This window comes from Microbacterium neimengense (assembly GCF_054782995.1).
Genome location: NZ_BAAGRK010000015.1, coordinates 67,195 through 90,144, shown reverse-complemented (window position 1 = coordinate 90,144; position 22,950 = coordinate 67,195). Strand labels below are relative to the sequence as shown.

Sequence of the window (22,950 nt, the reverse complement as noted above, 5' to 3'; positions counted from 1 at the left end):
ACGCAGAAGGCGCCCTCCTCGCGGAGGGCGCCTTCTGCGTTGTCGGGGTCAGCGCCCGAGGGCGCGACCCAGCTTGGAGTCGGATGCGGACACCGTGCCGCCGGCAGCGGTGACCAGCGCATCGGCTGCGGCGAAGAACGTCGCTCGCCAGGCCGGGTCGGCGGGAGCGGCCGGGCCGAGCTCGACCTCCCATTCCCGCCACATCCTCTCGGCGCCCGTCGCGGCCTCGCTCGCGCGCACGCGATCGTCTACGACCTCCGCGACGACACCGCCATCGGTGTCACGGAGCAGGTAGGCCGTGCGACTGTTGCGGATGCGCGCGATCTGCACGAAGGGCCCGGAGGCCCAGTTCCCGACGGCTGCGGCGACCGCATCCGGCACCGTCAGCTCGTCGTCGACGATCGGCCATCCCCATTCGTGACGACCTTCGGCGGCGCTCGACTTCACGTGCCAACCGGCGTCGTGACCGCCCGTGCGGCGGCGGATCGCCACTTTCGCGCGCGCGAGGTCGAGGCCCGGCGTATCGAAATACCGGGCGTCGAGGTCACGCGGCTGCGCCGGGTCGATGCTCACGACGTCCGGCAGGCTCGACCAGTCGGGTAGCGGCGTGTCGGCGTCGGCATCGTAGGTGCGCTCGATCTCGATCGAGCGGGTCGGTTCCTGGGGTGCGCTCACTCGTTGCGGTCTTCTTCGTCGGGATTGACCGGTTCGGTCGTCTCGACGAAGGCGAAGACCTCCTGCTGAGGCCCGTCGGCGTCGGCGTCCGCCGCCTGGCGCTGGTAGACCAGCTGCCCCTCGCCGTAGGGAACGATGAGCGCGTCGTCGACGCCTTTTTCCAAAGGGATGACCTGCCCGTCGAGGGGGCCTCCGGTCAGTCGTGCGATAGCCATGCGGCCCAGCCTAGACCTCGGGACGACGCCGCCCACCCGGCGCGCACGGTGACCTAGAATCCCGACGTGAAACCCTTCGTGCTGCTCGCGACCCGGGCCGAGGACGGCCCCGCCGATGAGGAGTACGCCCTCATGGTCCGCCACACGGGTCTGGCACCCGCCGCGCTTCGGCGGGTGCGGCTCGAGGCGGAACCGATGCCCCGCCTGGACCTGGACGAGCTCTCGGGCATCATCGTCGGCGGCGGCCCTTTCAATGCCTCGGATCCGGCGGCGCGGAAGTCGTCCGTGCAGGTGCGGGTGGAACGGGAGATGTCGGCACTGCTCGACGATGTCGTCGCGCGTGACATGCCGTTCCTCGGCGCCTGCTACGGGGTGGGGACCCTCGGCGTGCACCAGGGCGCGACGATCGATCGCACGTACTCCGAGCCGATCTCCGTCGTCCCCGTCTCCCTCACCGCCGAAGGCCGCGACGATCCGCTCTTCGCGGGGATGCCCGACACGTTCGAGGCGTTCGTCGGCCACATGGAGGCCGTGCGTCAGTTGCCCGAGCATGTGACACTGCTCGCCGGCTCGCCCACGTGTCCCGTGCAGGCCTTCCGCGTCGGGGCCAACGTCTACGCGACACAGTTCCATCCCGAGCTCGATGTGGCGGGCATCTCGACCCGCATCCGCGCCTATGCGGGTTACGGCTACTTCGCCGACGGCGAGCTCGATGCCACGCTCGCCGCCGTGCGCCGAGCCCCTGTCACGCACCCCGCGCGCATGCTGAGGACGTTCGTCGAGCGTTACGCGCGCTGAGCCCTCTCGAGCGCCTTGTCCTGCTCGGCTTGGACGGAGGCCTGGGCGCGGTGGAGTTCGTCGGCGGCGATGCGCGCCGCGTCCTCGGCTCGCTGACGCCGACGTTCGGCGAAAGTGGATGCTCCGAAGCGCTCCCGCATCCGGTCGTCGGCCTCGCGCGCGATCGTGACGATGACCGAGGCGGAGATCAGCAGCACCTGCGCGGACAGGTTCACCCAGAGCAGCAACGCCACGATCGACGCGAACGACGTCAGCAGGGGGTTCGAGCTCGCTCCCCCGACGAACAGGCCCGACAGCTCCTGCAGCACGGTCAGGCCGGCACCGCCCACGGCCGCCCCCGCCAGAAGCGCGCGACGCGGCGCCTTGACGCCCGACATCGTCCAGAACATCAGCAACACCACGAGCGCATCGAGGACGAAGACGACCAACACCCCGACGGCGCGGGTACCGATCTGCGCCGCGGCAGAATCCTCCGCGACCCCGAGCCACGACAGCACTGTCGTCACAGAGACCGAACCGACGAAGGTCGCAGCGGCCGAGAGCACGAGCAGGACGGCGATCGCGACGGCGAGGCCGAGATTGCGCAGCAGCACCCAGAGGAAGAACACGTCCTCGCCCGAGGTGTCGGCGATCGTGCGCACCGCCATGCGCAGCGAGCCGATGGAACCGATCGCAGCTCCCACGAGACCGACGAGGGAGACGACGCCCGCGATCGTGAGGCCGGCGGGCGCCTTGATCTCCGACAGATCGATGAGTCCGCGGCCGTCGGTTCCGACGAGCCCCGGAACGGCGGAGTTGACCGCATCCGCGAGGGAGCTCACCGCGGCCGGGTTGCCCGCCAGCCAGATCGCCGCGATGGAGAAGCCGAGCAGGACGGCGGCGAAGATGCTGAACAACGCGCGATAGGTGACGCTGTCGGCGAGCTGAGGGCCGCGACGTTCGCTGTAGCGCAGGAAAGCGCGCACGAGGGTTCGACGCAGCGCCCATGCGATCACGCGGGCGACGAGCGGCTGCGGGGAGACGGAGGGGCTGCTCATCGCGCCAGGCTAGCGTCCGCGCAGCTCTGTGCCGCTCGGTTGACAGGGGTCGCGCGCATGCTTAGGTCAGGGAGATGAGGCCGATGACGATCCAGGCGCCGAGCAGCATCCACGGACCGAACGGGATGCGGGTCCGACGGCGCGCGCGACGCGTCAGCAGCAGCCCGACGCTGAAGATGCCGCCGAACAGGAAGCCGGCGAACAGGCCAAGGAGCAGCGCGTCCCACCCGAGGTAGCCGAGCGCGACCCCGAGCAGGCCTGCCAGCTTGACGTCGCCGCCACCCATCCCCCGCGGCTGCGCGAGACGCAGCAGCAGGTAGAAGACGAAGGCGATCGCACCACCCGCGATCGCGCGCACGAGCGCGCCCGGGTCTGCTCTGCCGAGGGAGGCGAGCGCGAGCGCCGCCAGCAGGAAGGGGTACGCGGGCAGAACGAGGGCGTTCGGGAGCCGATGACGGCGAAGGTCGACGAACGCGAGCACGACGCTCAGGACGGCGAGGCCGCCGTAGGCGAAGAGCAGCGCGAGACCCGCCGGGTCCATCTCACGCGTCCAGGACCGTCAACTCGACCGCGATCTCGTCGCCCTCGCCGGCCGCGGCCGCCTCACGCACGGCGCGCTTGACCGGGAGGTGATAGGTGCCGCTGCCTGCATCCGGGAAGATCGACGTGCGCCAGGAGACGCCGGCGACCTCCACCGCCACCCGCACCGCCCCGAACCCGCTCGGCGGACGCGGCACCTCTCGGATCATCTCGCTTTGGTCCTGCGGCAGCGCGACGAAGAACCAATCGGCATCCCGGCGTGCCTCCCAGCGGAACAGCGGCGCCCGGAACGTGAAGTGCATCAGGCCAGCGTAGGACCAGAGCCCTTCGCGTCGGAGCCTTTCCCCAGGCGCCGCGAACGCACCGGCGGACGGACCGCGGCGCGGAACCGACCGCGCGGCCAGCTCGCGGTGAAGGTGGTGAGGACCTTGCCCAGTCGCTCTGCCAGCCCCCGCGGGTGCACGAGGGGGCGCGACGAGACGGGCATGCGCAGCTGTCGGTCCCACCGCACGCCGTCGTCACGGCGGAGGTGGATGGTGAGATCAAGGTCGTCGTGCACGCGCGCATCATCGCGACGCACCTGATCTCGCACGCGCGCCCAGACACCGGTGCGCATGGCGAAGTTCGATCCGAACACCAGGGGGATACCGAGCCAGAGGTTGATCCAGAAGCGTCCCCCTCCGATGTACCAGTGCTCGCCGAGGTAGTGCACGAGGCGGGTGGAACCGTAGAACTCGGCGCCGCCGGTGAGCACACCGAGACCGGGCTCGGCGGCGAAGGCGCGGTCGATGTGCAGAAGCCAGTCCGGGTGAGGGCGCGAGTCCGCATCCAGCCTCGCGATCACGTCGGCATCCGCGGATGCGGCGTCGTACCCGGCGGCGGCGGCCGGCCAGATGCCGACGAGGCTCTCGACGATGACCTCGGCTCCCGCGGCGCGCGCCACCGCCGCGGAGTCGTCGCTGCTCGCGTTGTCGACGACGATGATCCGGTCGGCCGGGCGCTGCTGCACGGCGAGGGCACGCAGACACGCCGCGAGCATCTCGGCGTCGTCGCGGCACGGGATGACCACAGCGATCCGCATCCCCATACCCCTCATGCTCCGCGCCCGGCGCGCGCTCGACCGAGCGCCGCGCCTAGGAGTCGGTCGGCCATGGCTGCGGCGAGCACGGTCACCGTGTAGACGACCAGATCCCGGGCGTCGAACACGGTGCCGAGCACGAGCATGATCGGCGGGAACCCCTCGCCCCATGCGAGGGGCAGACCGGTGAGCTGGAACAGCTCGATCGTCGTGCACCACACCCAGGCGATGAGCGCAGGCATCCAGACGGCGCCGCGCGGGACCACCACGACGGCGAGCAGATACACGAGCAGCGCGTACAGCGCGTCGCCCGCGATGTCGCTCGGCGCAGCGTCCGGTGCGAAGCGGTGCACACCGAGTCCGGCCGCGACCGTGGCCGCCGCGGCGATGCCCCCGATGATGCGGCGACGGCCGGCGCTCACCAGTGAGGGTGGATGTCGGCCCGCAGGCGCCGGTCGTACACGTCGCGGATGACGGCGTCGAACTCGTCGAGGTCGAACCCGCCGTCGAGGAGCGCGGCGGCGTCCGCGTTGGCCTGCGCCTGCGCTCTCGTGCGCGCGCCGGGGATCACGCTCGTGACTCCCGGCAGCGCCGCGATCCAGGCGAGGACGGCCGCAGGGAGAGAAACACCCTCCCCCAATGCCCGGGCGAGCTCGTCCGCCGCAGCGAGCCCCTCCTCATAGTCGACGCCCGAGAACGTCTCGCCCCGGTCGAACGCCTCACCCTGGCGGTTGTAACTGCGGTGATCGTCGGCTGCGAATCGCGTCTGGCTCGTGTAGCGACCGCTGAGCAGACCGGATGCCAGCGGCACACGCGCGAAGATCGCGACGCCCGCATCCGCGGCCGCGGGCAGCACCTCGTCGAGCGGCTTCAGCCGGAAGGGGTTGAGGATGATCTGCACGTTCGTCACCCCGGGGCGGGAGATGGCACTGAGTGCCTGGGCGCTCGTCTCCACGGAGACGCCGTACGCGGCGATGGCACCGTCGACGACCAGCCGGTCCAACTCGTCGTAGGTCGACGCGTCGTCGATCACGCTCGAGGGCGGGCAGTGCAGCTGCACCAGATCCAGCGTGTCGACCCCGAGGTTGCGGCGGGAGCGGTCGGTCCACGCGCGGAAGTTCTCGGGCGAGTAGTTCGCCTTCTCCTGCGGCAGCCGCCGCCCCATCTTTGTCGCGACCGTGATCTCATGCTCGCCCCGCTCGCGGAGGAACCGGCCGATCAGCTGCTCGGAACGTCCGTCGCCGTAGACGTCGGCGGTGTCGAACAGGGTGACGCCGGCATCCGCCGCCGTGGTGAGCACGGCCAGCGCGTCGGCTTCGTCGACCTCGCCCCAGTCCGCTCCCAGTTGCCACGTCCCGAGCCCCAGAGCGGAGACGGACCTACCGGTGTTGCCAAGCGGACGCTGCTGCATGCGCTCCAGCCTAGGCCCGCGCCCGCCGTCGACGAACCGCCGCCGAGACGACCGCGACAGCCGTCCCCACGGCCACGCCGAGCAGCGTGTCCACCAGTCGGTCGCGCAGCAGCAGGCCCGGATCGACCGGCACGGCGAGCTCGATCATGAGCAAGGCGAGCGGGGTGATGAACACCATCGCGAGTCCGTAGTTGCGGCCCACGAAGAGCTCCGCGCACACCTGGAGCGCGATGGCGATCGCGAGGACCGCCAACGGCGGCAGAGGCAGCATGAGAAGAGCCGCCGCCAGGAGGATGCCGACACAGGTGCCGATCAACCGCTGGGCGCCTCGTACGATCCGGGCGGTCGTGCTCGCTCCCCCGAGCGCGGCGACGGCGGCGACCATCGCCCAGTACCAGTGGGTTCCCACCAGCGCGAGCCCGACGATCCCGGCGAGGAGCGAACCCACACCGACCGTCACCGCCATCTCGGCGGCGACACTTCGCCGGGCCTCCGGCTTCGCCGCGGACGCCCACGGGAGGCCGCGGCGGAAGAACGCGATCAGTACCGTCACCGCCACCGCGAATGCGGCGCCGCCGGCACCGACCACCGCGCCTTCGGCGAGCGTCCGCCCGCTCGCCGGGAGCGTCGCGCACGCTCCGGCGGCGAACACCGCGAACAACGCGCCCGGCGGATGCCACCGGTACGCGTGCGCGATCAGCGTGACGCCGGCGGCGAGCGCCGCGACGACCACCACGCGCACCGCATCCGGTGCGTCGATGACGGAGAGCGTCGTTCCGAGAACCATGGCCGTCACTTGGACGGCGCCCGCAGCGAGCTGCATGAGGATGCGGTCGCGGTATCCGTCGAGCCGGCCGTAGAGCGACGCGAAGGCGCCGAAGCTCGCATAGACGCTCAGGTCGAGCCGGCCGATCGACCAGAGCACCAGCAGCGGGACCGCCACGGAGACGGCGACCCGCGCGGCGACACGATGCTCGCCCTGGTGCGGCGCCACCTTCATGAAGCGGGCACCCGCCTCCCGCATCCACTCACGCATCCTTCCAGGCTACGCCGGGCGGCGGTGACAATTCCCGGCTGCCGGCGCCCCACCGCGTGCGGAAACGCCGATACGGTGCGGCCATGAGTGTGTCGGTGGCCGGAACCGTCGTCGCGGCGCTCGTCCTGCTGCCGAACCTCCTCCTACTGCGACTGCCCGGCACACTCCCGGATCCGCCGCGTCGCCTCGCTCTCCGCGTGTCGACCGTCCTCGAGCGGCTCGGGCAGGTCGGCTGCCTCGGGGCCGCAGTCCTCGCTCCGGGCTCCGGCACGCGAAGCTGGCCGTGGGCAGTCCTCGTGGCTCTCCTGGTCTCGCTCTACGTCGGACGATGGGTGGTGCTCGTCACCCGCGGCGCCGATAAGCGCGAGCTGTACGCGCCGTGGGGTGTGATTCCGGTTCCGATGGCCGTCGTCCCCGTACTGGTCTTCGCCCTGACGGCCGTGTGGCTCCGTGCACCCTGGCTCGCCGTCGCGAGCGGCGCCCTCGCGCTCGGCCACATCCCGGTCTCGCTCGCGGTGGCGAGAGCATGCCGGAGCACGCGGTGAGCACGCTCGCCGTCTGGTGGATACCGGTCGGCGCGGGCGGATGGCTGGTGAGCCGTGCGAGCGGGTTGTGGGAGCGGATGACGGCGGTCCGTGAGGGCCGCGCGGCGCGCCCCCTTCTCCACGCCGCCATCGAGATCACCGATCGTCGGGGGCGGACCGTCATCGAGATGGCACCGGCGTGGAGCGGTCCGCGAATAGCACGCGGGGTCGTCGGAACGGGGCCGGTCGGGCTACCGGCGCTGGGGCTGAGCGTGTGGTTCCGATACGAGATCCGCTGCTGGCGCGACGGCACCGTTCCGGACCTCGCGTTCGCCCCGAGACCGCCCCGCATCCACGAGACGAGCGAGGTCGTGACCGACGCGATCATCCTGGATGCGGCGAACGCGCCCCGCCATGTCTGGGGTCGGGATGTCTTCGGGATCGGCGACATGTGGAACTCGAACTCCCTGATCGCCTGGCTGCTCACGCGAGCCGGGATCGACGAGCATCCACCGCCCGACGGCTCGGCGCCCGGGTGGAGATGCGGTGTCGAGGCCGCCCGCCCGGGCTAGAGCGCGTCCTCGACGCCGGGCACGAGCTTCGCGGCGATCCTGGCGAGAGCAATACGCTCCGAATCGTCGAGCCGGTCGAGAACGAGCGAGCGGATCTGCTCGACGTGAGCCGGGGCCGCCTGGCGCAGGACATCCCAGCCGGTATCGGTCAGCCGGGCGGACTGGGTGCGGCCATCTCCGCCGCACGTGATGCGCTCGACCCAGCCGCGGCGTTCGAGGGCGTCGATGGCGTGACTGAGCCGCGAGCGGCTGAGACCGGCGATGCGGGCGAGGTCGGTCATGGTCGCGGGCTGCGCGACACGCCCGGCGAGGGTCACGAGAATAGCGTAGTGCGCATGGTTGATTCCCCCTTCATCCCGCAGTCGGCGATCGAGGGCCTGCGGCAGCAACTGCACGAGACGGATCAGCGGCAGCCAGGTCGCCATCTCGTCGTCCGTCAGCGACCGCGTCGGCCGTGGCACGTCAGAGTGGGCCGCCGTATCCATCACGCCGCGGGCAGGTCGATGGCGTGGGCGGTGTGATCGCGCTTGGCCGCCAGGTAGCGCGCATTCGACGCGGACAGGTGCACAGCGGTGCGCACGCGTTCGGTCACCCCGATCCCCAGATCCTCGAGCTGCGCAGCCTTGTCGGGGTTGTTGCTGAGGAGTCGGATGCGGTCAACGCCGACGGCATGGAGCATCTGTGCGGCGGCGGTGTAATCACGTTCGTCCTCGCCCCGCCCCAACGCCAGGTTCGCCTCGTAGGTGTCCAGTCCCGCATCCTGCAGTGCATAGGCGTCGAGCTTCGCGTACAGGCCGATGCCACGACCCTCCTGGCGGAGGTAGAGCAGGAAGCCGCCGTCTGCGGCGATCCGCTCCACCGCCTCACGCAGCTGGGGGCCGCAGTCGCAGCGCTCGGAGCCGAAGACATCTCCCGTTAGGCACTCGCTGTGCGGGCGCACGAGCGGTGCGTCGCCGCCGAGCGCGCTGCGCTCGAGCGCACCCCGCCAGTCGCCGAGGCCCAGCAGCAGATGCTCCTTCCCGTCGACGAGGCCGTCGAACGTGAGCACGTCGGCACCGGTCGTGTAGCCGTCCGAGAATCGGAGCGGCACCTGCACCTGCACCCTGATCTCCGCCGCGGGAACCTGCGCCACGGAGATGTGTGAATTCTCAACCATATGGTGCACAAGCCGGGTGCTCGACGGAGTATTCCCGGCGCCGTGAGAAAGCCGCATCCGCGTCGCGCGCGACACTGGAGAGATGGCCCAGCTCCCGGTCTACTACTACTCCTCGGTGTCCAACCTCACACGGCGCTTCGCGGAGCACCTGGCCGCTCGCGACGGACGCGACGTGAGAGATCTGGCCGACCCGGAGGTGCGACGCAGCGAGGCTCCGGGGCGTTGGGTTCTGCTGACCCCCTCCTACAAGGCGGGCAACGCTGACGAAGTCACTCTGCCCGCCCCCGTCCGCGCCTTCCTGCGCTCCGCGGTCAACCGACGTCGCCTCGTCGGCATCATCGGGTCGGGCAACCGCAACTTCGGCGCCTACTACCAGGCGGCGGCGCGGGAGCTCGCCGAGATCAGCGGGCGCCCCGTCCTGTTCGAGTTCGAGCTCTCCGGAACCCCCGAGGATGTCGCGCGCTGCGCCGAGATCCTGCGCGACATCGACGCGGCACTCGATTCGGCGAACGACTGACGGGCATTCGACGCTCGATCGGCGCCCGCCGTCGTCCGCGTCCCTAGACTCTCGATAGGGCCGGCCGTCGCCGGCGCGCTCGCCGGAAGAGAACGAGGAACACCATGCAGCTCGCGATGATCGGACTGGGTCGGATGGGCGCGAACATCGTGCGCCGACTCATGAAGGACGGCCACGACTGCGTCGTCTACGACGTCAACCAGGATGCGGTCGCCGGCCTCGAATCCGAGGGCGCAACGGGCGCGGGTTCGCTCGCGGAACTTGCCTCCCAGCTCCAGACCCCGCGCACGGTCTGGCTCATGATCCCCGCGGGCCTCACGGGCGGCGTCGTCGACCAGCTCGCCGAGGTGCTCGAGCCCGGGGACATCATCATCGACGGCGGCAACTCGAACTACCGCGACGACGTCCGCCGCGCCGCGGCCCTCAAGGACACCGGCATCCACTACGTCGACGTGGGCACGAGCGGCGGCGTGTTCGGCCTCGAGCGCGGCTACTGCCTCATGGTCGGCGGACCCGATGAGGCGTTCACCCACATCGAGCCGATCCTGAAGACGATCGCGCCCGGCGTCGGCGACGTCGAGCGCACCCCCGGACGCTCCGGCGACCTGGCCCCCGAGGAGCGCGGGTATCTCCACTGCGGCCCCTCAGGTGCCGGCCACTTCGTGAAGATGGTGCACAACGGCATCGAGTACGGCATCATGGCCGCGCTCGCCGAAGGTTTGAACATCCTCCACAACGCGGATGCGGGAACACGCGAGGCCAGCCACTCCGCCGAGGTCGCCCCGCTGGAGGAGCCCGAGTTCTACCAGTTCGACATCGACACCGCGAAGGTGTCCGAGCTCTGGCGTCGCGGATCGGTGATCTCGTCGTGGCTGCTGGACCTGACGGCGGCGGCACTCGAGGCGAACCCGACGCTCGACGGCCTCGCCGGCCGCGTGTCCGACTCGGGCGAGGGTCGCTGGACGGTCAAGGCCGCCGTCGACACCGGAGTCCCCGCGCCGGTGCTCGCCGCATCCCTCTTCGAACGCTTCGCCTCGCGCGGCGAGGACCACTTCGCCAACCAGGTGCTCTCCGCGATGCGCCTGCAGTTCGGCGGCCACCAGGAGCTGCCCGCCGGTGACGTGCTGGAGGCCGGCGGCCAGAAGGCCGACAGCGCGCAGGCGTGAGAGCTCCTCGTCGGTCGCCCGCTCGCGGCGGGTGACCGACGAGGCTCAGCTCAGGAAGTACTCGCGCGCGAGGGGCGCGATCTCCAGCTGATCGATCTCGTCGGAGCCGACCCAGCGCAGTTCGGCGATCTCGGCCGCCGCGACCGGCGTTTGGTCGCGGATGTCGGCGGTGAACACCTCCGCGACGACCTCGAACCCCGGTTCGTTGGCGGCGGACGCCGCGAACGAACCCAGCGGCACGAGGTCCGCGGCATCCAGCCTGAGCCCCAGCTCTTCCCGGATCTCACGGACGAGCGTCGTGGCCGCATCCTCGCCGACCTCCGGCTTGCCGCCGGGCTGCATGAACGCGGTCGTCCCGCTCTTGCGCACGAGCAGGAGCCTCCCGTCGGCGTCGCGGATCACCGCGGCGGACACGTGGATGCGGCGAGGCTCTGCGAGGGTCACCCTGGCACGCTAACAGCCCCGCGCAGGCGATCGACGTAGAATCTCGTGTGCCCGACGCAACTCCTGCCCACACCGATCCGCAGCCCAGCGGCATCGATCCCGACGATCTCGCCACCACCCTGCGTGTGCTGGAGGAACTCGCGCAGGTGGACCAGACCCACCCGGACTACGTCACGGTGAGGCGCGCGACGGCTGCGATGTTCAAGGCCACCAAGAAGGTGCGGCGCCGCGAGATCCGCGATGCCATCGCCGCCGCGGACCGCGCGGTGGTGCACGCGACGGCGACAGGAGCACCCGATCGCATCGACGACGAGACGCGTGGCATCCCGATCAGCACCTCGACCACGACCCCGACCGCGGGAACCCTGCTCAAGGCACGCGGCTGCTACATCTGCAAGAAGCCGTACACGGTGGTCGACGCGTTCTACCACCAGCTCTGCCCCGAATGCGCCGCGATGAGCCACGCGAAGCGCGACGCGCGCACCGACCTCACCGGCAAGCGCGCCCTCCTCACCGGCGGGCGCGCGAAGATCGGGATGTACATCGCGCTGCGGCTGCTGCGAGACGGCGCGCACACCACGATCACCACACGCTTCCCCCGTGACGCCGTGCGCCGCTTCAGCAGCCTTCCGGATGCGGCGGACTGGATCGACCGGCTGAAGATCGTGGGCATCGACCTGCGCGACCCCGCCCAGGTGATCGGGCTCGCAGACGACGTGGCGGCGGCAGGAACGCTGGACATCCTCATCAACAACGCGACCCAGACCGTGCGGCGCTCCCCCGGCGCCTATCAGCCGCTCGTCGACGCGGAGCTCGCGCCGCTGCCCGACGGTCCACTTCCGGAACTGGTCACCTTCGGACACACGAACGACCAGCACCCGCAGGCTCTGGAACGCTCGGTGAGCGCACATCCCATCCTCGCGGCCGCCGCGGCCCGCGCGGAGGAACTGACGGAGCAGGCGATGGCGGCCGGGTCCAGCTCGCTCGAGCGCTTGGCGGCGGGCACGGCGATCGATGCGGGAGGACTCATCCCGGACCTCGACCACGTCAACTCCTGGACGCAGCGGGTGGAGGACGTCGATCCGCTGGAGATGCTCGAGGTGCAGTTGGCGAACACCACCGCTCCGTTCCTGCTCATCTCGAAGCTCCGGCCGTCACTGGCGGCCAGCAGCGCGCGTCGCACCTACATCGTGAACGTGAGCGCCATGGAGGGTGTCTTCAACCGCGGGTACAAGGGCCCCGGCCACCCCCACACGAACATGGCCAAGGCGGCCGTCAACATGCTGACCCGCACGAGCGCGCGGGAGATGTTCGAGAGCGACGGCATCCTCATGACGAGCGTCGATACCGGGTGGATCACGGACGAGCGGCCGCACCCCACCAAGGTGCGCCTCGCCGAGGAGGGATTCCACGCGCCGCTGGATCTCGTCGACGGAGCGGCGCGCGTGTACGACCCGATCGTGCGCGGCGAAGCCGGCGAAGACCTCTTCGGCGTGTTCCTTAAGGACTACGCCCCCGGCGCATGGTGACACTCCCCGAGCCCGGCGGGCGCGTCGTCGTGCGTTATCTCCTCCCGACCGGGCAGGCGACGGATGCGCTGGGCGAACTGCTCAGCGCCGACGAGGAGACGGTCGTCGTCGACGGCAAACGCGGCGTGGTGCGCATCCGCCGCATCGACATCGTCGCCGCCAAGCCCGTGCCGCCGCCCCCGGCTCCCCGCATCCGCCGTCCCGCTCCCGACGCATGAGCGGCACGCATCCGCTCGGAGATCCGGATGTGCTCCGCCTGCCCGATGGCCGGTCGCTCAGCCTCCGTCGCGCGGGCTCGGGTCCATCGACCGTGGTCTTCGAATCCGGGATGGGCTTCTCGAGCGCCGCGTGGGGCCGCGTGCTTCCCGCCGTCTCCCGCGCGGCAAGGACGATCTGCTACGACCGAGCCGGCATCGGCGCAAGCGAGGCGGATGCGGCTCCGCGCACGCTCGAGCGGCTCGCCGACGACCTCGGGGCCTTGCTGACGCCCCTACCGACACCGCTCATTCTGGTCGGACACAGCTGGGGCGGGCCGATCGTGCGCACCCTCGCGGCGCGGCAGAGCCTGGATGTGCGAGCCCTCGTGCTCGTCGATCAGACCGACGAGCACATCGACTCCTACTTCGACCCCGCGCTCGCCGCACGGATGGCGTCCCGACCGCCCCGCTTCTCCTCGCTCAGCGCACGCCTGGGCATCGCGCTGCTTCGACGGCGGGCGTTGCATGCGCAGCCGATGGAGGTCAGGACGCTGCTGCGACGTGATCTCGCCGCCCTGCAGCGGACGATGGTGCCCGAACTGGCGCAGTTCCTGCCCTCGCTGTCCGCCCTGCGGGAGGATGCGGCGCATGCCGATGCCCTCCAGGGCATCCGCACGAGCGTCATCTCCGGTACGCGGGCCGGATTTGGCGAACGTGCCCGACGGCGGGAGATCAACCGGGCGCACGGCACGACGGCGCGACGACTCGGAGCACGCCTCGTGTCGGCACACCGGTCGGGGCACAACGTGCTCTTCGATCAACCGGGCCTCATCGTCGCAGAGATCCGCCGCGTACTCGAGGAGGTCGGTCTCTCCGCCAGCGGATGAGACCGACCGTCCGTCTCAGCCGATCGCCGTGAAACGCGCCCGGCGGTGGGCGGGGTCCTCGATCTCGTCGAGGATGGCCAGCGCGAGATCGGCGGCGGAGATGGTGGACGTGCCGTCCGCGTCACGCAGGAGCACGTCGCCGCCGAGCGTGTACCGCCCCGTCGAGGCCGTCCCGAGCCAGGAACCGAACTCCTCGGGCGGGCTGACATAGAACCAATCGAGCCCCGCCGGGCTCGAGGTGAGCAGCTCGAGCGCGTTGAGCCCGGTCTGCACCTCCGGCTTCACCTCGGCCGGCATGTGCTCGTGGGTGACGTCCCACAGGCGCGGACCGTTCTCCTCGACGAGCAGCGACGACGCGCCGCCGATGTAGCCGAGACGGGTGGAGGTGCCGGCGAGACGTCCGATGAGCGACGACACGACGCCCTCGACCTTTCCTGCCATGTCGCCGCGAGGAGACAGCGCCACCACCACGACGTCGCGGTCCGTCACGACGTCCTCGCGCACGCCTTCATCGAGGATCGAGCCCTGCACGTATTCGACGCCGTTCACGGGATCCGTGGGCAACGTCCGACTGAGCGACGTAACCGTGTGTCCGCGGCGTTGCGCTTCGGCGACGACCGCCGCACCCGCGTAGCCGCTCCCACCGAGAACTGTGATTCTTGACATCGATCTCTTCCGTTTCGTCGGGGCCGGCCCTCGGCCGCACTTCCTGGGCGATGCCGCGGCTTCGTCCGCGACATCCTCACTACGTGCCAAGCGCCGCGCTCGTCCGTGGATTCCCGAGGCGGCGGACGCATGAGCGATTCATCACCCGTCCGCCGGCGGGTGGGCCTCCAGGCGGCGCAGGGCGGCATCGAGCAGACGAGCAACCGAAGCCCGGTACTCCGGCAGCCACTCGCCCTCGAACCCTCGAATGTCGATCTCGGTCGCAAGGATGAGGCGGTAATAGAGCTGGTACAGAGCCAGGCGGATCGACCCGTTCGGCGAGGCGAGCTCCGCGGCGAGCACTCCCCCGGCATCCGTGTTGCCCTCGATGATCGGCTCCTCGGCGCCCTCCTCGGCCAGCTGATTGGCCCCGACCAGATCGAAGAGCGGGTCACCCCACACCGTGCGTTCGGTGTCGATCAGTCCGACGATCTGCAGGTCGTCGTCGAGGAAGATGTTCGCCGGCCACAGGTCGTTGTGCACGACGACCGGTGACGTGACCGCATCCAGGACGTGCCCGTGCCGACTCAGAACGGCGCGCACCCTCGCCTCGGGCAGAGTCGTCCCCGACTCGACCGCGTCGCGGAGGATTCCGTCGAACATCGCGGTGAGCGCGGAGCGCCAGTCATCGCGGCGCATACCCGCCTCCGCCGCGGGGTATCCGAAGACCGGGGCGGGCACGCGGTGCAGCTCGGCCATGAGGGCGCCCAGACCGCGCCGCACGCGCGCGGTCTGGGAAGCGTCGAGTTCGAGATCGTTCCAGACGCGTCCGCGCAGATGACGCGTGACGACGATGTCGGCGTCGACGACCGACCGGGTGAAGTCGGTCAACAGCACCTCTGGCACCGGCGCGCGTCCGGCGAGCATCCCGTAGACGAGCGCCTCGGATGCGGCGATCCCGAACTCGTAGCGGCACAGCCGCCGCGCGTCCGTCGGGGTCGACTTCACGATGACGCGGGTGCCGTCGGTCAGCGTCACCGCCGACGTGGTGGCGAACATCCCGCCGGTCAGCGGCGTACTGTGCGCCATCTCGCCGAGCGGGACGAGAACGGCGGCGAGCTGCGCGGGAGTGAGCGACATCGGTGTCACGGCGTCGGGCCTTTCGGGAGGAGCAGCCGGCGTCTGCGACACGCACGGCCCTCTCACGCTAGCGTCCGCGACGGCGCGATGCCGGTCAGACGGCCGGGATGCGGATCGTGACTTCCGTTCCGCCGGCTGCGCTTCGTGCGAGCGAGGCCACCCCCGCGTGCGCGGTCACGATGTTGTGCACGACGGATAGCCCCAGACCGAATCCCTGCACGGCCTCTCGATGCGCCATGGGTGCCCGATAGAAGCGGTCGAACGCCCGGTGCTGTTCGGCCTCGCTCATGCCGGGGCCCTCGTCGCTGACGCGGATCCGGATCTCGTCACCGACTCGATCGCACTGCGCGAGCACCTCGGTGCCTTCGACGGCGAACTTCGCCGCGTTCGCGAGCAGTTCTGAGACGACCTGCCGGATGCGGCCCGCATCCGCCATGGCGACCGCGGCGTCGGCAACGTCGGCGCGGATCGTCAGGTCGCGCTTCGCCGCGGCGGGACGCGCGACGCGCACGCACTCGCCGACGAGACCGGCGACATTCGTCGGCTTGAGCTGCAGCTCCATGCGGATGTCGGCGGCGGTCAGCAGTTCCGACACGCGGGTCATGATCCGATCGACGCTGCGCATGATGATGTCGATCCGGTCCTGGGCCCCGGGGTCGGTCGCCGCGACCCGCTCGCTCAGCAAGTCAAGGTGACCGATGAGCGGTGTCATGGGCGTGCGCAACTCGTGCGACACGGTGTGCAGGAAGTCGTCCCGCATCTGCTCGGAATGCAGCACCTCGGTGACGTCCTCCGCGACGACGAGGGTGCCCAGCGCAGAGCCGTCGGAGCGCGCGACCTTCGACGAAGAGCGGATGTAGGCGCGCTGATGCCCGGGGGGCCCGACCCAGGCGAGCGTCGGTGCGAGTTCGGTGCCGTCGACCACGGCCTGGAGCATCCGATCCCCGCGTCGCAGGGGGGTCGTGCGATCGGCAGCGAAGACGCCGCCGGAGTTGATCGGCTCGCCCGGACTTGCGAGCTCGTAACCCTCATGGCAGGCGACTTCGTGAGCGCGCGGGTTGGCGAGCAGCAACGTCCCTTCTGGGTCGTAGACGGCGATCGCGGTCGGCACGGCACCGATGACGGCGTCGACGAGCATCTTGCCGTCTGTGACACGGGCGAGCGCCTGCTCCCGTGCCCGGTGGGCGGCCGAGAGCCGGGCGGCGTGGCGACGCAGCGCTTGCGCGCCCAGGGCCGCGACGATGAGGACCATCAGCAGCGCGGTCAGCGTGCCGAGGTCGTCGAACCACTGCACGATGCTCCGCGGCCAGAGATCCATCGTCGCCCAGGGGACGGAGACGAAGGTGACCAGAAGCAGGCCCGACACAACGGGCCACAGTCGAGGCAGCAACGCGATCCCGAGCACCGGCACGGCGGTGACGAAGACGGTGAGGGATGTCGCCGGCAGCAGCTCGTACCGGAGTGCGGCGAAGACGGTGACATCCACGCACAGGGTCGCTCCGACCAGAGCCGCGCGAGGAGCTCGCCGACTCGCGACGGCGGCGACCCAACCGATGACGACGAGGACCGCGACGGTGATCCACACCGGGAGGGAAACGACCCCGCCGTACTCGACGTGGTAGACGAGGGCGACGGCGACGACGCCCGTCAGGACCAGTGCCTGCACCCACACCAGCGACCGTGCGACGAGCACGACGATGAAGTCGGTCATTCGGTGCTGCTCTCCTCGGGGTGGGCCGATGGTGAGTTGTCCACTCGACGGCACAGCGCGGCACCGTCCGGGATCGTTGTATCTCCCGTGGTGACGATGGGCCGTTCAAACGTAGTCGCCGGTAGCGCTCCCAAGACAGCGCGTCACGCGGCGACGATCACGCTCGCGCGTCACGCACCTCTGCGCCCGAAAGGACGAACGACAGGCCCCGTCTTCCCCGACTGACGGGGACGGACACCACGTCGATGAGAACGATGAGTCCGCTGACGATGCCGATGACGCCCACCACGGTCTGTAGAGCTCCTGCGTCGGCGTGCGGCAGCTGATTCAGAACGGTGGCGATCGTGTAGGGCAGCGCCACGACCGATGCGCGATGCAGTCGCCACCACCGTCCGGAGCGATCCGGCGACCACGCCGGCGTCAACCACACGAGCCGCTGTCCGATGGAGGCTCCCGCACCCAGGACCGCGGGCAGGACCACGACCAGCGCGACGGTGCCGACGCCGACGACGACGACGCTCGCGATCGCGACCGCATCCTCCGGCTCACGCCCGCCGTTGAGCGCCAACTGCGGCACCACGAGGATCAGCGAGAGCAGCCCGCTCACCACGTTGACCGCGACAGCGTCGAGGATCATCCCGAACCACCGTCGCCAGACGGTGACGGGCCGCGGCAGAGAACGGTCCCGGCGCAGGGCTCCGGAGCTCGGCATCCAGGACAGCAGGAGTGGGGCGAGGAGCACGCCGACGGCGGCGCCGGCAGTGTTCGCGATCAGGTCATCGACGTCGGCGACGCGATATGCGCAGTCGTAGAGTCCCCAGATCCCGGTCAACTGCGTCGTCTCGATCAGCAGCGACAGCGCGGCACCGAGGACGATCGACACCAGGGATCCGCGGTTCCAGTAGCGACGCGCGATGATGCCGAACGGAATGAAGAGGGCGACGTTCAACGCGACCTGAAGCGTGGCACGACTCGTCAAGGCCGAGACGACCGAAAGCCCCTGCGTCTCTCGCAGGATGTCGCCCACGGAGTGCCCGGGGACGAGCTCGATGCCGGCGCTGCTCACGCCGCAGTTCGCCGCGACGTCGGGCAGCGGTAGGAGCGTGTAGGCGACGAGTGCCACCGCGTAGACGCTCGTCGCCGCGGCGCCCAGGAGCCGGGGGAACGAGAGCCGGCCGTAGCGGCGGATCTGAATCAGCAGCATCGGGCCGAGGACGGCGAAGAAGATCAGGGAGCCCCCGACGAGGCCGAACCACGCCTGCCACGTCCACCCGGTCATCCGATCCATCCTAGGAGGGAGGTCGCCCGCTCCTCGCCCGCGCCGCCTTTAGCCGTGCGAAAGCAGCTCCAACGCGATGACCCCGATCGCGAGCACGGCTTCCCCCGCGAGGATCACGATGCGCTGCATCCGGGGGACGGCGAGTCGGCGCACGGCGAGCAGACCGATCGCGACGAGGGTCGCGGTCGTGACGAGCATCGCAGTCAGCAGACCCGTCGAGGCGTCGTAGAGCCCGAACGCCGAGAGTCCGATGCACACGAGAGGCGGGAGCGCGACGGTGGCCGCCCCCAGGGTGCTGGCCACCATGTGCCGATGCTCAGCACGCCCCGGGACACGCGAGTGCACCACCATGTGGCTGAGGAGGTCGGCGACATAGACCGCGCAGACCGTCGCAGCAACAGTGATTGCGAGCGTTCCGAGCGCGAGCCCCGCATCCGGATGCGCATCGTGGGCGCGCAGCGCAATGATCACCGCGAGGGCGGTGAAGGCGACGTAGATCCGTTCCTTGAGAGACGAGGCGCGCCGGATGCGCGTCTGAGCGTCGTCGTCGCGCTCGTCCGTCACGTCCGGTCCCCGTTCGACGCGTAGGCGCGCAGGAAGGCGCTCGCACCGTCGGTCATGATCCGGTCCACGCGATCGAGGTCGGCGCGTCGCCGTCCGGGCTCGTTCAGCACTCGCAGGGTCGTCAGGGCGTGGAAGTGATCGGCGGCGAGCGCGGGGTCCGGAGCGTCGATGAGGCGTGCTCGCGACAGCAGGTCGAGGCGTTCGGCGAGCGCGCTGTTGTGCGCAGCCTCAAGCGGGTGATCGTCGAGTTCCGGAAGCAGCGTCTCGTTCTCGGTGATGAGCCGCACGGCGGCCGCGTAATCGGAGGCGGCGAGCTGGGAGCGTCCGAGGTCGAGCGCGAAGGCGATGAGCGCGCGCTCGACCTCGGCGCGGTCCGCGTCGGCGAGCACCGGTGGAAGATGACGCTCGATGAGCCGGCGCAGGGTGACGAGCGCCGCCTCCCCCGCCTGCTCCACGACGCCGAGCAGAAGTCGTCGCTTGTCGCCGTAATAGTCGTACACGGTGCGTTTGGACACGCCCGCACGCGCCGCCACCGCGTCCATGCTCGTGCGCTCCACGCCGTAGCCCACGAACAGTTCGCGTGCGGCGACCAGGATCGCCGAGCGCTTGTGGGCCTGGCCCTCTCGGACCGGCTTGATCTGCGCATCGGGCATCCGCGTCTCCTCCCTGTGACTGCGCCGTCAACTCTACACCGACCGGTGTAGCAGCTACACCACACGGTGTAGTGTGCTGCCATGGCTCTCAGCTCCCCCCTCTCGCTCCAGGCACACGCCCTCGTCAAGCGCTACGGCGCCGTGACCGCCGTCGACGGCCTGTCGTTCGAGGTCAGACCCGGCGTCGTGACCGGATTCCTCGGGCCGAACGGCGCCGGCAAGTCCACCACCCTGCGCATGTTCCTCGGTCTCGACCGACCATCATCGGGAGCAGCGACCATCGGCGGCCTCCGCGCGGCCGAGCTGCCGCACCCCGCGCGCGTGGTGGGCGCGATGCTCGACGCGCGCTCCGTCCACCCGCGACGTTCCGCCGGCGAACACCTCTGGGCGACGGCCCGCGCCGCCGGCATCCGTCGCTCGCGCGTCGACGAGACCCTCGAGATGGTCGGGCTCGCCGACGCCGGCGGCCGACCGGCCGGAGCCTTCTCCCTCGGCATGAAACAGCGCCTGGGAATCGCGACCGCCCTGATCGGCGACCCCGGAATCGTGATCTTCGACGAACCGCTCAACGGACTCGATCCCGAGGGCATCCGCTGGGCACGCGCGCTCATGCGCGAGCTCGCCGCCGAGGGACGGACCGTGCTCTTCTCGAGCCACCTCATGGGCGAGATGGAGCTGACCGCGGACCATCTGATCGTCATCCATCGCGGGACGCTGCTCGCCGACGAACCGCTGGCGTCGTTCATCGACACCCGGACGACGTCCTCGGTCCGCGTCCGCACACCGGACCCCGCCGGCCTCGCCGGCCTCGCCGGGATACTGACGGGCGCAGGGCTGTCGACGACCCCGGATCCCGTGCACGCCGACGCGCTCCAGGTGCCGCACGCGTCCACCGATCAGGTCGGCCACCTCGCCGCCGCGGAAGGTGTCGAGGTGTCGGAGCTCACGCTCGTGAGGGATTCCCTCGAAGACGCCTTCCTGCGCATGACCGCCCTCGACCGCAAGGCGGCCTGAGATGAACCTGTTCGCATCGGAGTGGATCAAGACGCGGAGCGTGCGGAGCACGTGGCTGCTCGCCGCATCCACCGTCGTCGTCACCGCCCTGGTCAGTCTGCTGGGCATCAGCGGCCTGAGCGCGCAGTGGCAGGCCGAGCTGCCGGGCGACTTCGATCCGGTCGGCGTCAGTTTCAAGGGGATCCTCGTCGGACAGCTGCTCATGGCGATGCTCGGAGCGCAAGCCGTGACCAGCGAGTACGCCTCGGGGCAGATCATCAGCACCCTCGCCATCGCGCCTCGGCGCGCTCGGCTCTTCGCCGCGAAGGCGCTCGTCACCGTCTCCGTCGCCGCGGTCGCCGCGGTCGTCACCGTCGCGGCGAGCTTCGCCGCCGGCCAGGCGGCGCTCGCCGTCGCCGGCCTGCCGACCGCGAGTCCAGACGATGGCGAAACCGTGCGCGCCATCGTGTGCGCCGCCGCTTACCTGATGCTGTCTGCCGTGCTGGGCCTGGCGTTCGGCACTCTCACCCGCAGTTCGTCGGGTGCACTGGCCATCGTCGTGTCCGTCGCCCTCCTGGTACCCGCGCTCGCACCGGGTCTTCCGGGGATCGTGGGTCAGTTCGCCGGAACCTTCTGGCCGACGACCGCGGGCCAGGCGTCCTACACGGTGAGCGGCTCCGGCGTACCGCCGCTTCTCGGTCTGGCGGTGATGGCGGTGTTCACCGTCTGGATGACGGCGGCGGCCGTGACGACGCTTCGCGTGCGCGACGCCTAAGCGCACGACCGCTACCCGGCGCCCACCGGTGAGTGATCGCTCAGGGCCGGGTACGCGGCGGGGCCAGCGCCGGCGCCACGATCACTCGGAGGCGCGGACGGCAGCGACATGCCCGACTTGACGCCAGACCACCAGCAGTGTCACCAGCGAACCGACGAACGCGAACCACCACGGCGCCGTCAGCCCCCACAGCTGGGCGATGACTCCGCCCAGCGCCTGCCCGATCACGAGCCCGCCGAAGACGCCGACCATGTTCACCGACGCGATTCGCCCCTGAAGCTCATGGGGGACGAGACGCTGGCGAACGGTCGTCGAGATGGTCCCCCACACGAAGGCGTAGGCGCCGAAGCAGAATATGATCACGAACGCGACGGGAGCCGAGGTGGTCAGCGCGAAGGCGAGGTGCATGAGCACCTCTGCGCTCAGGCACACGCGCATCAGCACGGCGAAGGAGAAGCGACGCTCGAGGAAGCCGAAGCAGAAGGTCGCGACCAGACCCCCGACCGCCGATGCCGTCGTGAGAGCCCCGTAGCCGACGGGCCCCATTCCGAGATGCTCGGTCGCGTACAACACGAGAACACCCCACGGCGCCGCCCACGTGAGGTTGAACACCAGGATGATGAGTACGAGCGTGCGCACCGGCGGGTTTCGCCACAACCACCTCATCCCCTCGCCGATGTCGGCGTGGACCTTCGTGGGCGCACGCTCCGCGGTCGTCCCGGCGGCACGGGAAGCGGCGATCCGCGCGATCAGGACGATGGCGAGCGCCACACAGATGGCCTGGACGGCGAAGGGCCAGAACGACCCCAGCGCGAACAGGAACGCACCCAAGGGCGGGCCGCCGAACTGATTGGCGACGAGGAAGCCCGCCTGCAAGCGGGCATTCCCGACGCCGAGGTCGGCCTTGTCCACCATCATCGGCAGGAGCGTGCTGCTGGTGGTGTCGACGAAGACCTCGGCGCAGCCGTAGACGAAAGCCACGACGAGCACGATCCAGATGGTCGCGAAGCCCGTCAGGAGGAAGACACAGAGTCCGATCAGCACGAGGGCGCGCACACCGTTGGCGACCATGATGAGGAGCCGGCGATCGACGCGATCGGCGATCGCGCCCGCGTGCAGCCCGAAAAGGAGCCAGGGCAAGAACTGCATGATGGCGCCGGAGGCGACCAGCACCGGTGAATCGGTCATCGAGGCGATGAGCAGCGGGGCCGCGGCCAGCGCAATGCCGTCGCCGACGTTGCTCGTCCACGACGAGGCGAGCAACCACCGGAAGTCCTGCCCGAGTCGTCTCGGCGCGACCCACTCTCCGATGCCCACCGGACGAGCTTAGGGGCGGCGCAGCGTGACGGCCGAACGGCAGCACCTCGCCATCGCCCTCGATGCGGGGTGGCAGACGCACCCTGAGGGC

General features: G+C 70.3%; 29 protein-coding genes. 10 read left to right on the top strand and 19 right to left on the bottom strand.

What is annotated here, in order from left to right:
- Positions 1–48 precede the first annotated feature (48 nt).
- Both ACYVJS_RS10960 and ACYVJS_RS10955 read right to left on the bottom strand, forming a co-directional pair.
- A complete protein-coding gene (locus ACYVJS_RS10960; RefSeq protein WP_460739982.1) occupies positions 49–675 on the bottom strand; it encodes a CYTH domain-containing protein in 627 nt (208 codons plus the stop codon).
- The gene (locus tag ACYVJS_RS10955) at positions 672–890 is read right to left on the bottom strand and encodes a response regulator (protein WP_460739981.1); all 219 of its coding nucleotides are present in this window, start codon (positions 888–890) and stop codon (positions 672–674) included. Before ACYVJS_RS10955 ends, ACYVJS_RS10960 begins: the two co-directional genes overlap by 4 nt.
- Before the next feature lie 66 nt (positions 891–956).
- On the opposite strand from ACYVJS_RS10955, the gene ACYVJS_RS10950 reads away from it, so the two are divergent.
- Complete coding sequence (locus tag ACYVJS_RS10950; protein WP_460739980.1) at positions 957–1,688, top strand: glutamine amidotransferase; 732 nt, start codon at positions 957–959, stop codon at positions 1,686–1,688.
- On the opposite strand, the gene ACYVJS_RS10945 is transcribed toward ACYVJS_RS10950, so the two are convergent.
- The 7 genes from ACYVJS_RS10945 to ACYVJS_RS10915 form a co-directional block, all read right to left on the bottom strand.
- Positions 1,676–2,725, bottom strand: a complete 1,050-nt coding sequence (locus ACYVJS_RS10945) for a YihY/virulence factor BrkB family protein (protein ID WP_460739979.1) — start codon at positions 2,723–2,725, stop codon at positions 1,676–1,678. The two genes, ACYVJS_RS10950 and ACYVJS_RS10945, sit on opposite strands and share 13 nt — an antisense overlap.
- 61 nt (positions 2,726–2,786) lie before the next feature.
- Positions 2,787–3,266, bottom strand: coding sequence for a prepilin peptidase (locus ACYVJS_RS10940; protein ID WP_460739978.1), 480 nt, complete (start codon positions 3,264–3,266; stop codon positions 2,787–2,789).
- 1 nt (position 3,267) lies between these two features.
- Entirely contained in the window at positions 3,268–3,567 is a 300-nt protein-coding gene (locus ACYVJS_RS10935) for a DUF1905 domain-containing protein (RefSeq protein WP_460739977.1), read from the bottom strand.
- Positions 3,567–4,346, bottom strand: coding sequence for a glycosyltransferase family A protein (locus ACYVJS_RS10930; RefSeq protein WP_460739975.1), 780 nt, complete (start codon positions 4,344–4,346; stop codon positions 3,567–3,569). Before ACYVJS_RS10930 ends, ACYVJS_RS10935 begins: the two co-directional genes overlap by 1 nt.
- 11 nt (positions 4,347–4,357) lie before the next feature.
- Positions 4,358–4,765 carry a DUF2809 domain-containing protein gene (locus ACYVJS_RS10925; RefSeq protein WP_460739974.1) on the bottom strand — a complete coding sequence of 136 codons (408 nt, stop codon included), beginning with the start codon at positions 4,763–4,765 and terminating at the stop codon, positions 4,358–4,360.
- Complete coding sequence (locus ACYVJS_RS10920) at positions 4,762–5,754, bottom strand: aldo/keto reductase (protein WP_460739973.1); 993 nt, start codon at positions 5,752–5,754, stop codon at positions 4,762–4,764. The genes ACYVJS_RS10925 and ACYVJS_RS10920 overlap by 4 nt, the downstream gene beginning before the upstream one ends.
- A gap of 10 nt (positions 5,755–5,764) precedes the next feature.
- Positions 5,765–6,790 (bottom strand): FUSC family protein, encoded by a 1,026-nt coding sequence (locus ACYVJS_RS10915; RefSeq protein ID WP_460739972.1) that lies wholly within the window; start codon positions 6,788–6,790, stop codon positions 5,765–5,767.
- A gap of 83 nt (positions 6,791–6,873) precedes the next feature.
- Here ACYVJS_RS10915 and ACYVJS_RS10910 point away from each other — a divergent pair, with 83 nt between their 5' ends.
- Positions 6,874–7,335 (top strand): hypothetical protein, encoded by a 462-nt coding sequence (locus ACYVJS_RS10910; protein ID WP_460739971.1) that lies wholly within the window; start codon positions 6,874–6,876, stop codon positions 7,333–7,335.
- Positions 7,332–7,886: a hypothetical protein gene (locus ACYVJS_RS10905; RefSeq protein ID WP_460739970.1), complete on the top strand. Its 555-nt coding sequence runs from the start codon at positions 7,332–7,334 to the stop codon at positions 7,884–7,886. The genes ACYVJS_RS10910 and ACYVJS_RS10905 overlap by 4 nt, the downstream gene beginning before the upstream one ends.
- Here the strand turns inward: ACYVJS_RS10905 and ACYVJS_RS10900 are convergent.
- Positions 7,883–8,347 carry a MarR family winged helix-turn-helix transcriptional regulator gene (locus ACYVJS_RS10900; RefSeq protein WP_460739969.1) on the bottom strand — a complete coding sequence of 155 codons (465 nt, stop codon included), beginning with the start codon at positions 8,345–8,347 and terminating at the stop codon, positions 7,883–7,885. The two genes, ACYVJS_RS10905 and ACYVJS_RS10900, sit on opposite strands and share 4 nt — an antisense overlap.
- Before the next feature lie 23 nt (positions 8,348–8,370).
- Positions 8,371–9,042, bottom strand: coding sequence for a GTP cyclohydrolase II (locus tag ACYVJS_RS10895; protein WP_460739968.1), 672 nt, complete (start codon positions 9,040–9,042; stop codon positions 8,371–8,373).
- A gap of 82 nt (positions 9,043–9,124) precedes the next feature.
- Here ACYVJS_RS10895 and nrdI point away from each other — a divergent pair, with 82 nt between their 5' ends.
- A complete protein-coding gene (gene nrdI, locus ACYVJS_RS10890) occupies positions 9,125–9,559 on the top strand; it encodes a class Ib ribonucleoside-diphosphate reductase assembly flavoprotein NrdI (protein WP_460739967.1) in 435 nt (144 codons plus the stop codon).
- 104 nt (positions 9,560–9,663) lie between these two features.
- Positions 9,664–10,725 carry a phosphogluconate dehydrogenase (NAD(+)-dependent, decarboxylating) gene (gnd, locus tag ACYVJS_RS10885; RefSeq protein ID WP_460739966.1) on the top strand — a complete coding sequence of 354 codons (1,062 nt, stop codon included), beginning with the start codon at positions 9,664–9,666 and terminating at the stop codon, positions 10,723–10,725.
- Between the two features lie 45 nt (positions 10,726–10,770).
- On the opposite strand, the gene ACYVJS_RS10880 is transcribed toward gnd, so the two are convergent.
- Positions 10,771–11,169 carry an NUDIX hydrolase gene (locus ACYVJS_RS10880; RefSeq protein WP_460739965.1) on the bottom strand — a complete coding sequence of 133 codons (399 nt, stop codon included), beginning with the start codon at positions 11,167–11,169 and terminating at the stop codon, positions 10,771–10,773.
- Positions 11,170–11,216: 47 nt separating this feature from the next.
- On the opposite strand from ACYVJS_RS10880, the gene ACYVJS_RS10875 reads away from it, so the two are divergent.
- The 3 genes from ACYVJS_RS10875 to ACYVJS_RS10865 are packed head-to-tail and all read left to right on the top strand — an operon-like array spanning position 11,217 to position 13,782.
- Positions 11,217–12,698 carry an SDR family NAD(P)-dependent oxidoreductase gene (locus tag ACYVJS_RS10875; RefSeq protein WP_460739964.1) on the top strand — a complete coding sequence of 494 codons (1,482 nt, stop codon included), beginning with the start codon at positions 11,217–11,219 and terminating at the stop codon, positions 12,696–12,698.
- The gene (locus ACYVJS_RS10870; protein WP_460739963.1) at positions 12,692–12,916 is read left to right on the top strand and encodes a putative acetyltransferase; all 225 of its coding nucleotides are present in this window, start codon (positions 12,692–12,694) and stop codon (positions 12,914–12,916) included. The genes ACYVJS_RS10875 and ACYVJS_RS10870 overlap by 7 nt, the downstream gene beginning before the upstream one ends.
- Positions 12,913–13,782, top strand: coding sequence for an alpha/beta fold hydrolase (locus ACYVJS_RS10865; RefSeq protein ID WP_460739962.1), 870 nt, complete (start codon positions 12,913–12,915; stop codon positions 13,780–13,782). Before ACYVJS_RS10870 ends, ACYVJS_RS10865 begins: the two co-directional genes overlap by 4 nt.
- A gap of 15 nt (positions 13,783–13,797) precedes the next feature.
- Here ACYVJS_RS10865 and ACYVJS_RS10860 read toward each other — a convergent pair whose 3' ends face one another.
- The 6 genes from ACYVJS_RS10860 to ACYVJS_RS10835 form a co-directional block, all read right to left on the bottom strand.
- Positions 13,798–14,448, bottom strand: coding sequence for an NAD(P)-dependent oxidoreductase (locus tag ACYVJS_RS10860; RefSeq protein WP_460739961.1), 651 nt, complete (start codon positions 14,446–14,448; stop codon positions 13,798–13,800).
- 141 nt (positions 14,449–14,589) lie between these two features.
- A complete protein-coding gene (locus tag ACYVJS_RS10855; RefSeq protein ID WP_460739960.1) occupies positions 14,590–15,618 on the bottom strand; it encodes a phosphotransferase family protein in 1,029 nt (342 codons plus the stop codon).
- A gap of 43 nt (positions 15,619–15,661) precedes the next feature.
- Entirely contained in the window at positions 15,662–17,278 is a 1,617-nt protein-coding gene (locus ACYVJS_RS10850) for a sensor histidine kinase (RefSeq protein ID WP_460739959.1), read from the bottom strand.
- 157 nt (positions 17,279–17,435) lie between these two features.
- Complete coding sequence (locus ACYVJS_RS10845; protein WP_460739958.1) at positions 17,436–18,557, bottom strand: VanZ family protein; 1,122 nt, start codon at positions 18,555–18,557, stop codon at positions 17,436–17,438.
- Between the two features lie 48 nt (positions 18,558–18,605).
- Positions 18,606–19,121 (bottom strand): hypothetical protein, encoded by a 516-nt coding sequence (locus ACYVJS_RS10840; RefSeq protein WP_460739957.1) that lies wholly within the window; start codon positions 19,119–19,121, stop codon positions 18,606–18,608.
- Complete coding sequence (locus ACYVJS_RS10835) at positions 19,118–19,774, bottom strand: TetR/AcrR family transcriptional regulator (protein WP_460739956.1); 657 nt, start codon at positions 19,772–19,774, stop codon at positions 19,118–19,120. The genes ACYVJS_RS10840 and ACYVJS_RS10835 overlap by 4 nt, the downstream gene beginning before the upstream one ends.
- Positions 19,775–19,855: 81 nt before the next feature.
- Between ACYVJS_RS10835 and ACYVJS_RS10830 the strand changes: the two genes are divergently transcribed.
- The gene (locus ACYVJS_RS10830; RefSeq protein WP_460739955.1) at positions 19,856–20,788 is read left to right on the top strand and encodes an ABC transporter ATP-binding protein; all 933 of its coding nucleotides are present in this window, start codon (positions 19,856–19,858) and stop codon (positions 20,786–20,788) included.
- Position 20,789: 1 nt separating this feature from the next.
- Positions 20,790–21,542, top strand: a complete 753-nt coding sequence (locus ACYVJS_RS10825; RefSeq protein WP_460739954.1) for an ABC transporter permease — start codon at positions 20,790–20,792, stop codon at positions 21,540–21,542.
- An 81-nt stretch (positions 21,543–21,623) separates the two neighbouring features.
- On the opposite strand, the gene ACYVJS_RS10820 is transcribed toward ACYVJS_RS10825, so the two are convergent.
- Positions 21,624–22,859 carry an MFS transporter gene (locus ACYVJS_RS10820; protein ID WP_460739953.1) on the bottom strand — a complete coding sequence of 412 codons (1,236 nt, stop codon included), beginning with the start codon at positions 22,857–22,859 and terminating at the stop codon, positions 21,624–21,626.
- Positions 22,860–22,950: the final 91 nt, after the last annotated feature.

Coding starts and splice junctions, on each gene's coding strand:
- ACYVJS_RS10955 (WP_460739981.1), bottom strand. CDS start 890: ATGGCTATCGCACGACTGACCGGAGGCCCCCTCGACGGGCAGGTCATC.
- ACYVJS_RS10945 (WP_460739979.1), bottom strand. CDS start 2,725: ATGAGCAGCCCCTCCGTCTCCCCGCAGCCGCTCGTCGCCCGCGTGATC.
- ACYVJS_RS10940 (WP_460739978.1), bottom strand. CDS start 3,266: ATGGACCCGGCGGGTCTCGCGCTGCTCTTCGCCTACGGCGGCCTCGCC.
- ACYVJS_RS10935 (WP_460739977.1), bottom strand. CDS start 3,567: ATGCACTTCACGTTCCGGGCGCCGCTGTTCCGCTGGGAGGCACGCCGG.
- ACYVJS_RS10930 (WP_460739975.1), bottom strand. CDS start 4,346: ATGCGGATCGCTGTGGTCATCCCGTGCCGCGACGACGCCGAGATGCTC.
- ACYVJS_RS10920 (WP_460739973.1), bottom strand. CDS start 5,754: ATGCAGCAGCGTCCGCTTGGCAACACCGGTAGGTCCGTCTCCGCTCTG.
- ACYVJS_RS10915 (WP_460739972.1), bottom strand. CDS start 6,790: ATGCGTGAGTGGATGCGGGAGGCGGGTGCCCGCTTCATGAAGGTGGCG.
- ACYVJS_RS10910 (WP_460739971.1), top strand. CDS start 6,874: ATGAGTGTGTCGGTGGCCGGAACCGTCGTCGCGGCGCTCGTCCTGCTG.
- ACYVJS_RS10895 (WP_460739968.1), bottom strand. CDS start 9,042: ATGGTTGAGAATTCACACATCTCCGTGGCGCAGGTTCCCGCGGCGGAG.
- nrdI (WP_460739967.1), top strand. CDS start 9,125: ATGGCCCAGCTCCCGGTCTACTACTACTCCTCGGTGTCCAACCTCACA.
- gnd (WP_460739966.1), top strand. CDS start 9,664: ATGCAGCTCGCGATGATCGGACTGGGTCGGATGGGCGCGAACATCGTG.
- ACYVJS_RS10870 (WP_460739963.1), top strand. CDS start 12,692: ATGGTGACACTCCCCGAGCCCGGCGGGCGCGTCGTCGTGCGTTATCTC.
- ACYVJS_RS10865 (WP_460739962.1), top strand. CDS start 12,913: ATGAGCGGCACGCATCCGCTCGGAGATCCGGATGTGCTCCGCCTGCCC.
- ACYVJS_RS10860 (WP_460739961.1), bottom strand. CDS start 14,448: ATGTCAAGAATCACAGTTCTCGGTGGGAGCGGCTACGCGGGTGCGGCG.
- ACYVJS_RS10850 (WP_460739959.1), bottom strand. CDS start 17,278: ATGACCGACTTCATCGTCGTGCTCGTCGCACGGTCGCTGGTGTGGGTG.
- ACYVJS_RS10845 (WP_460739958.1), bottom strand. CDS start 18,557: ATGACCGGGTGGACGTGGCAGGCGTGGTTCGGCCTCGTCGGGGGCTCC.
- ACYVJS_RS10835 (WP_460739956.1), bottom strand. CDS start 19,774: ATGCCCGATGCGCAGATCAAGCCGGTCCGAGAGGGCCAGGCCCACAAG.
- ACYVJS_RS10830 (WP_460739955.1), top strand. CDS start 19,856: ATGGCTCTCAGCTCCCCCCTCTCGCTCCAGGCACACGCCCTCGTCAAG.
- ACYVJS_RS10825 (WP_460739954.1), top strand. CDS start 20,790: ATGAACCTGTTCGCATCGGAGTGGATCAAGACGCGGAGCGTGCGGAGC.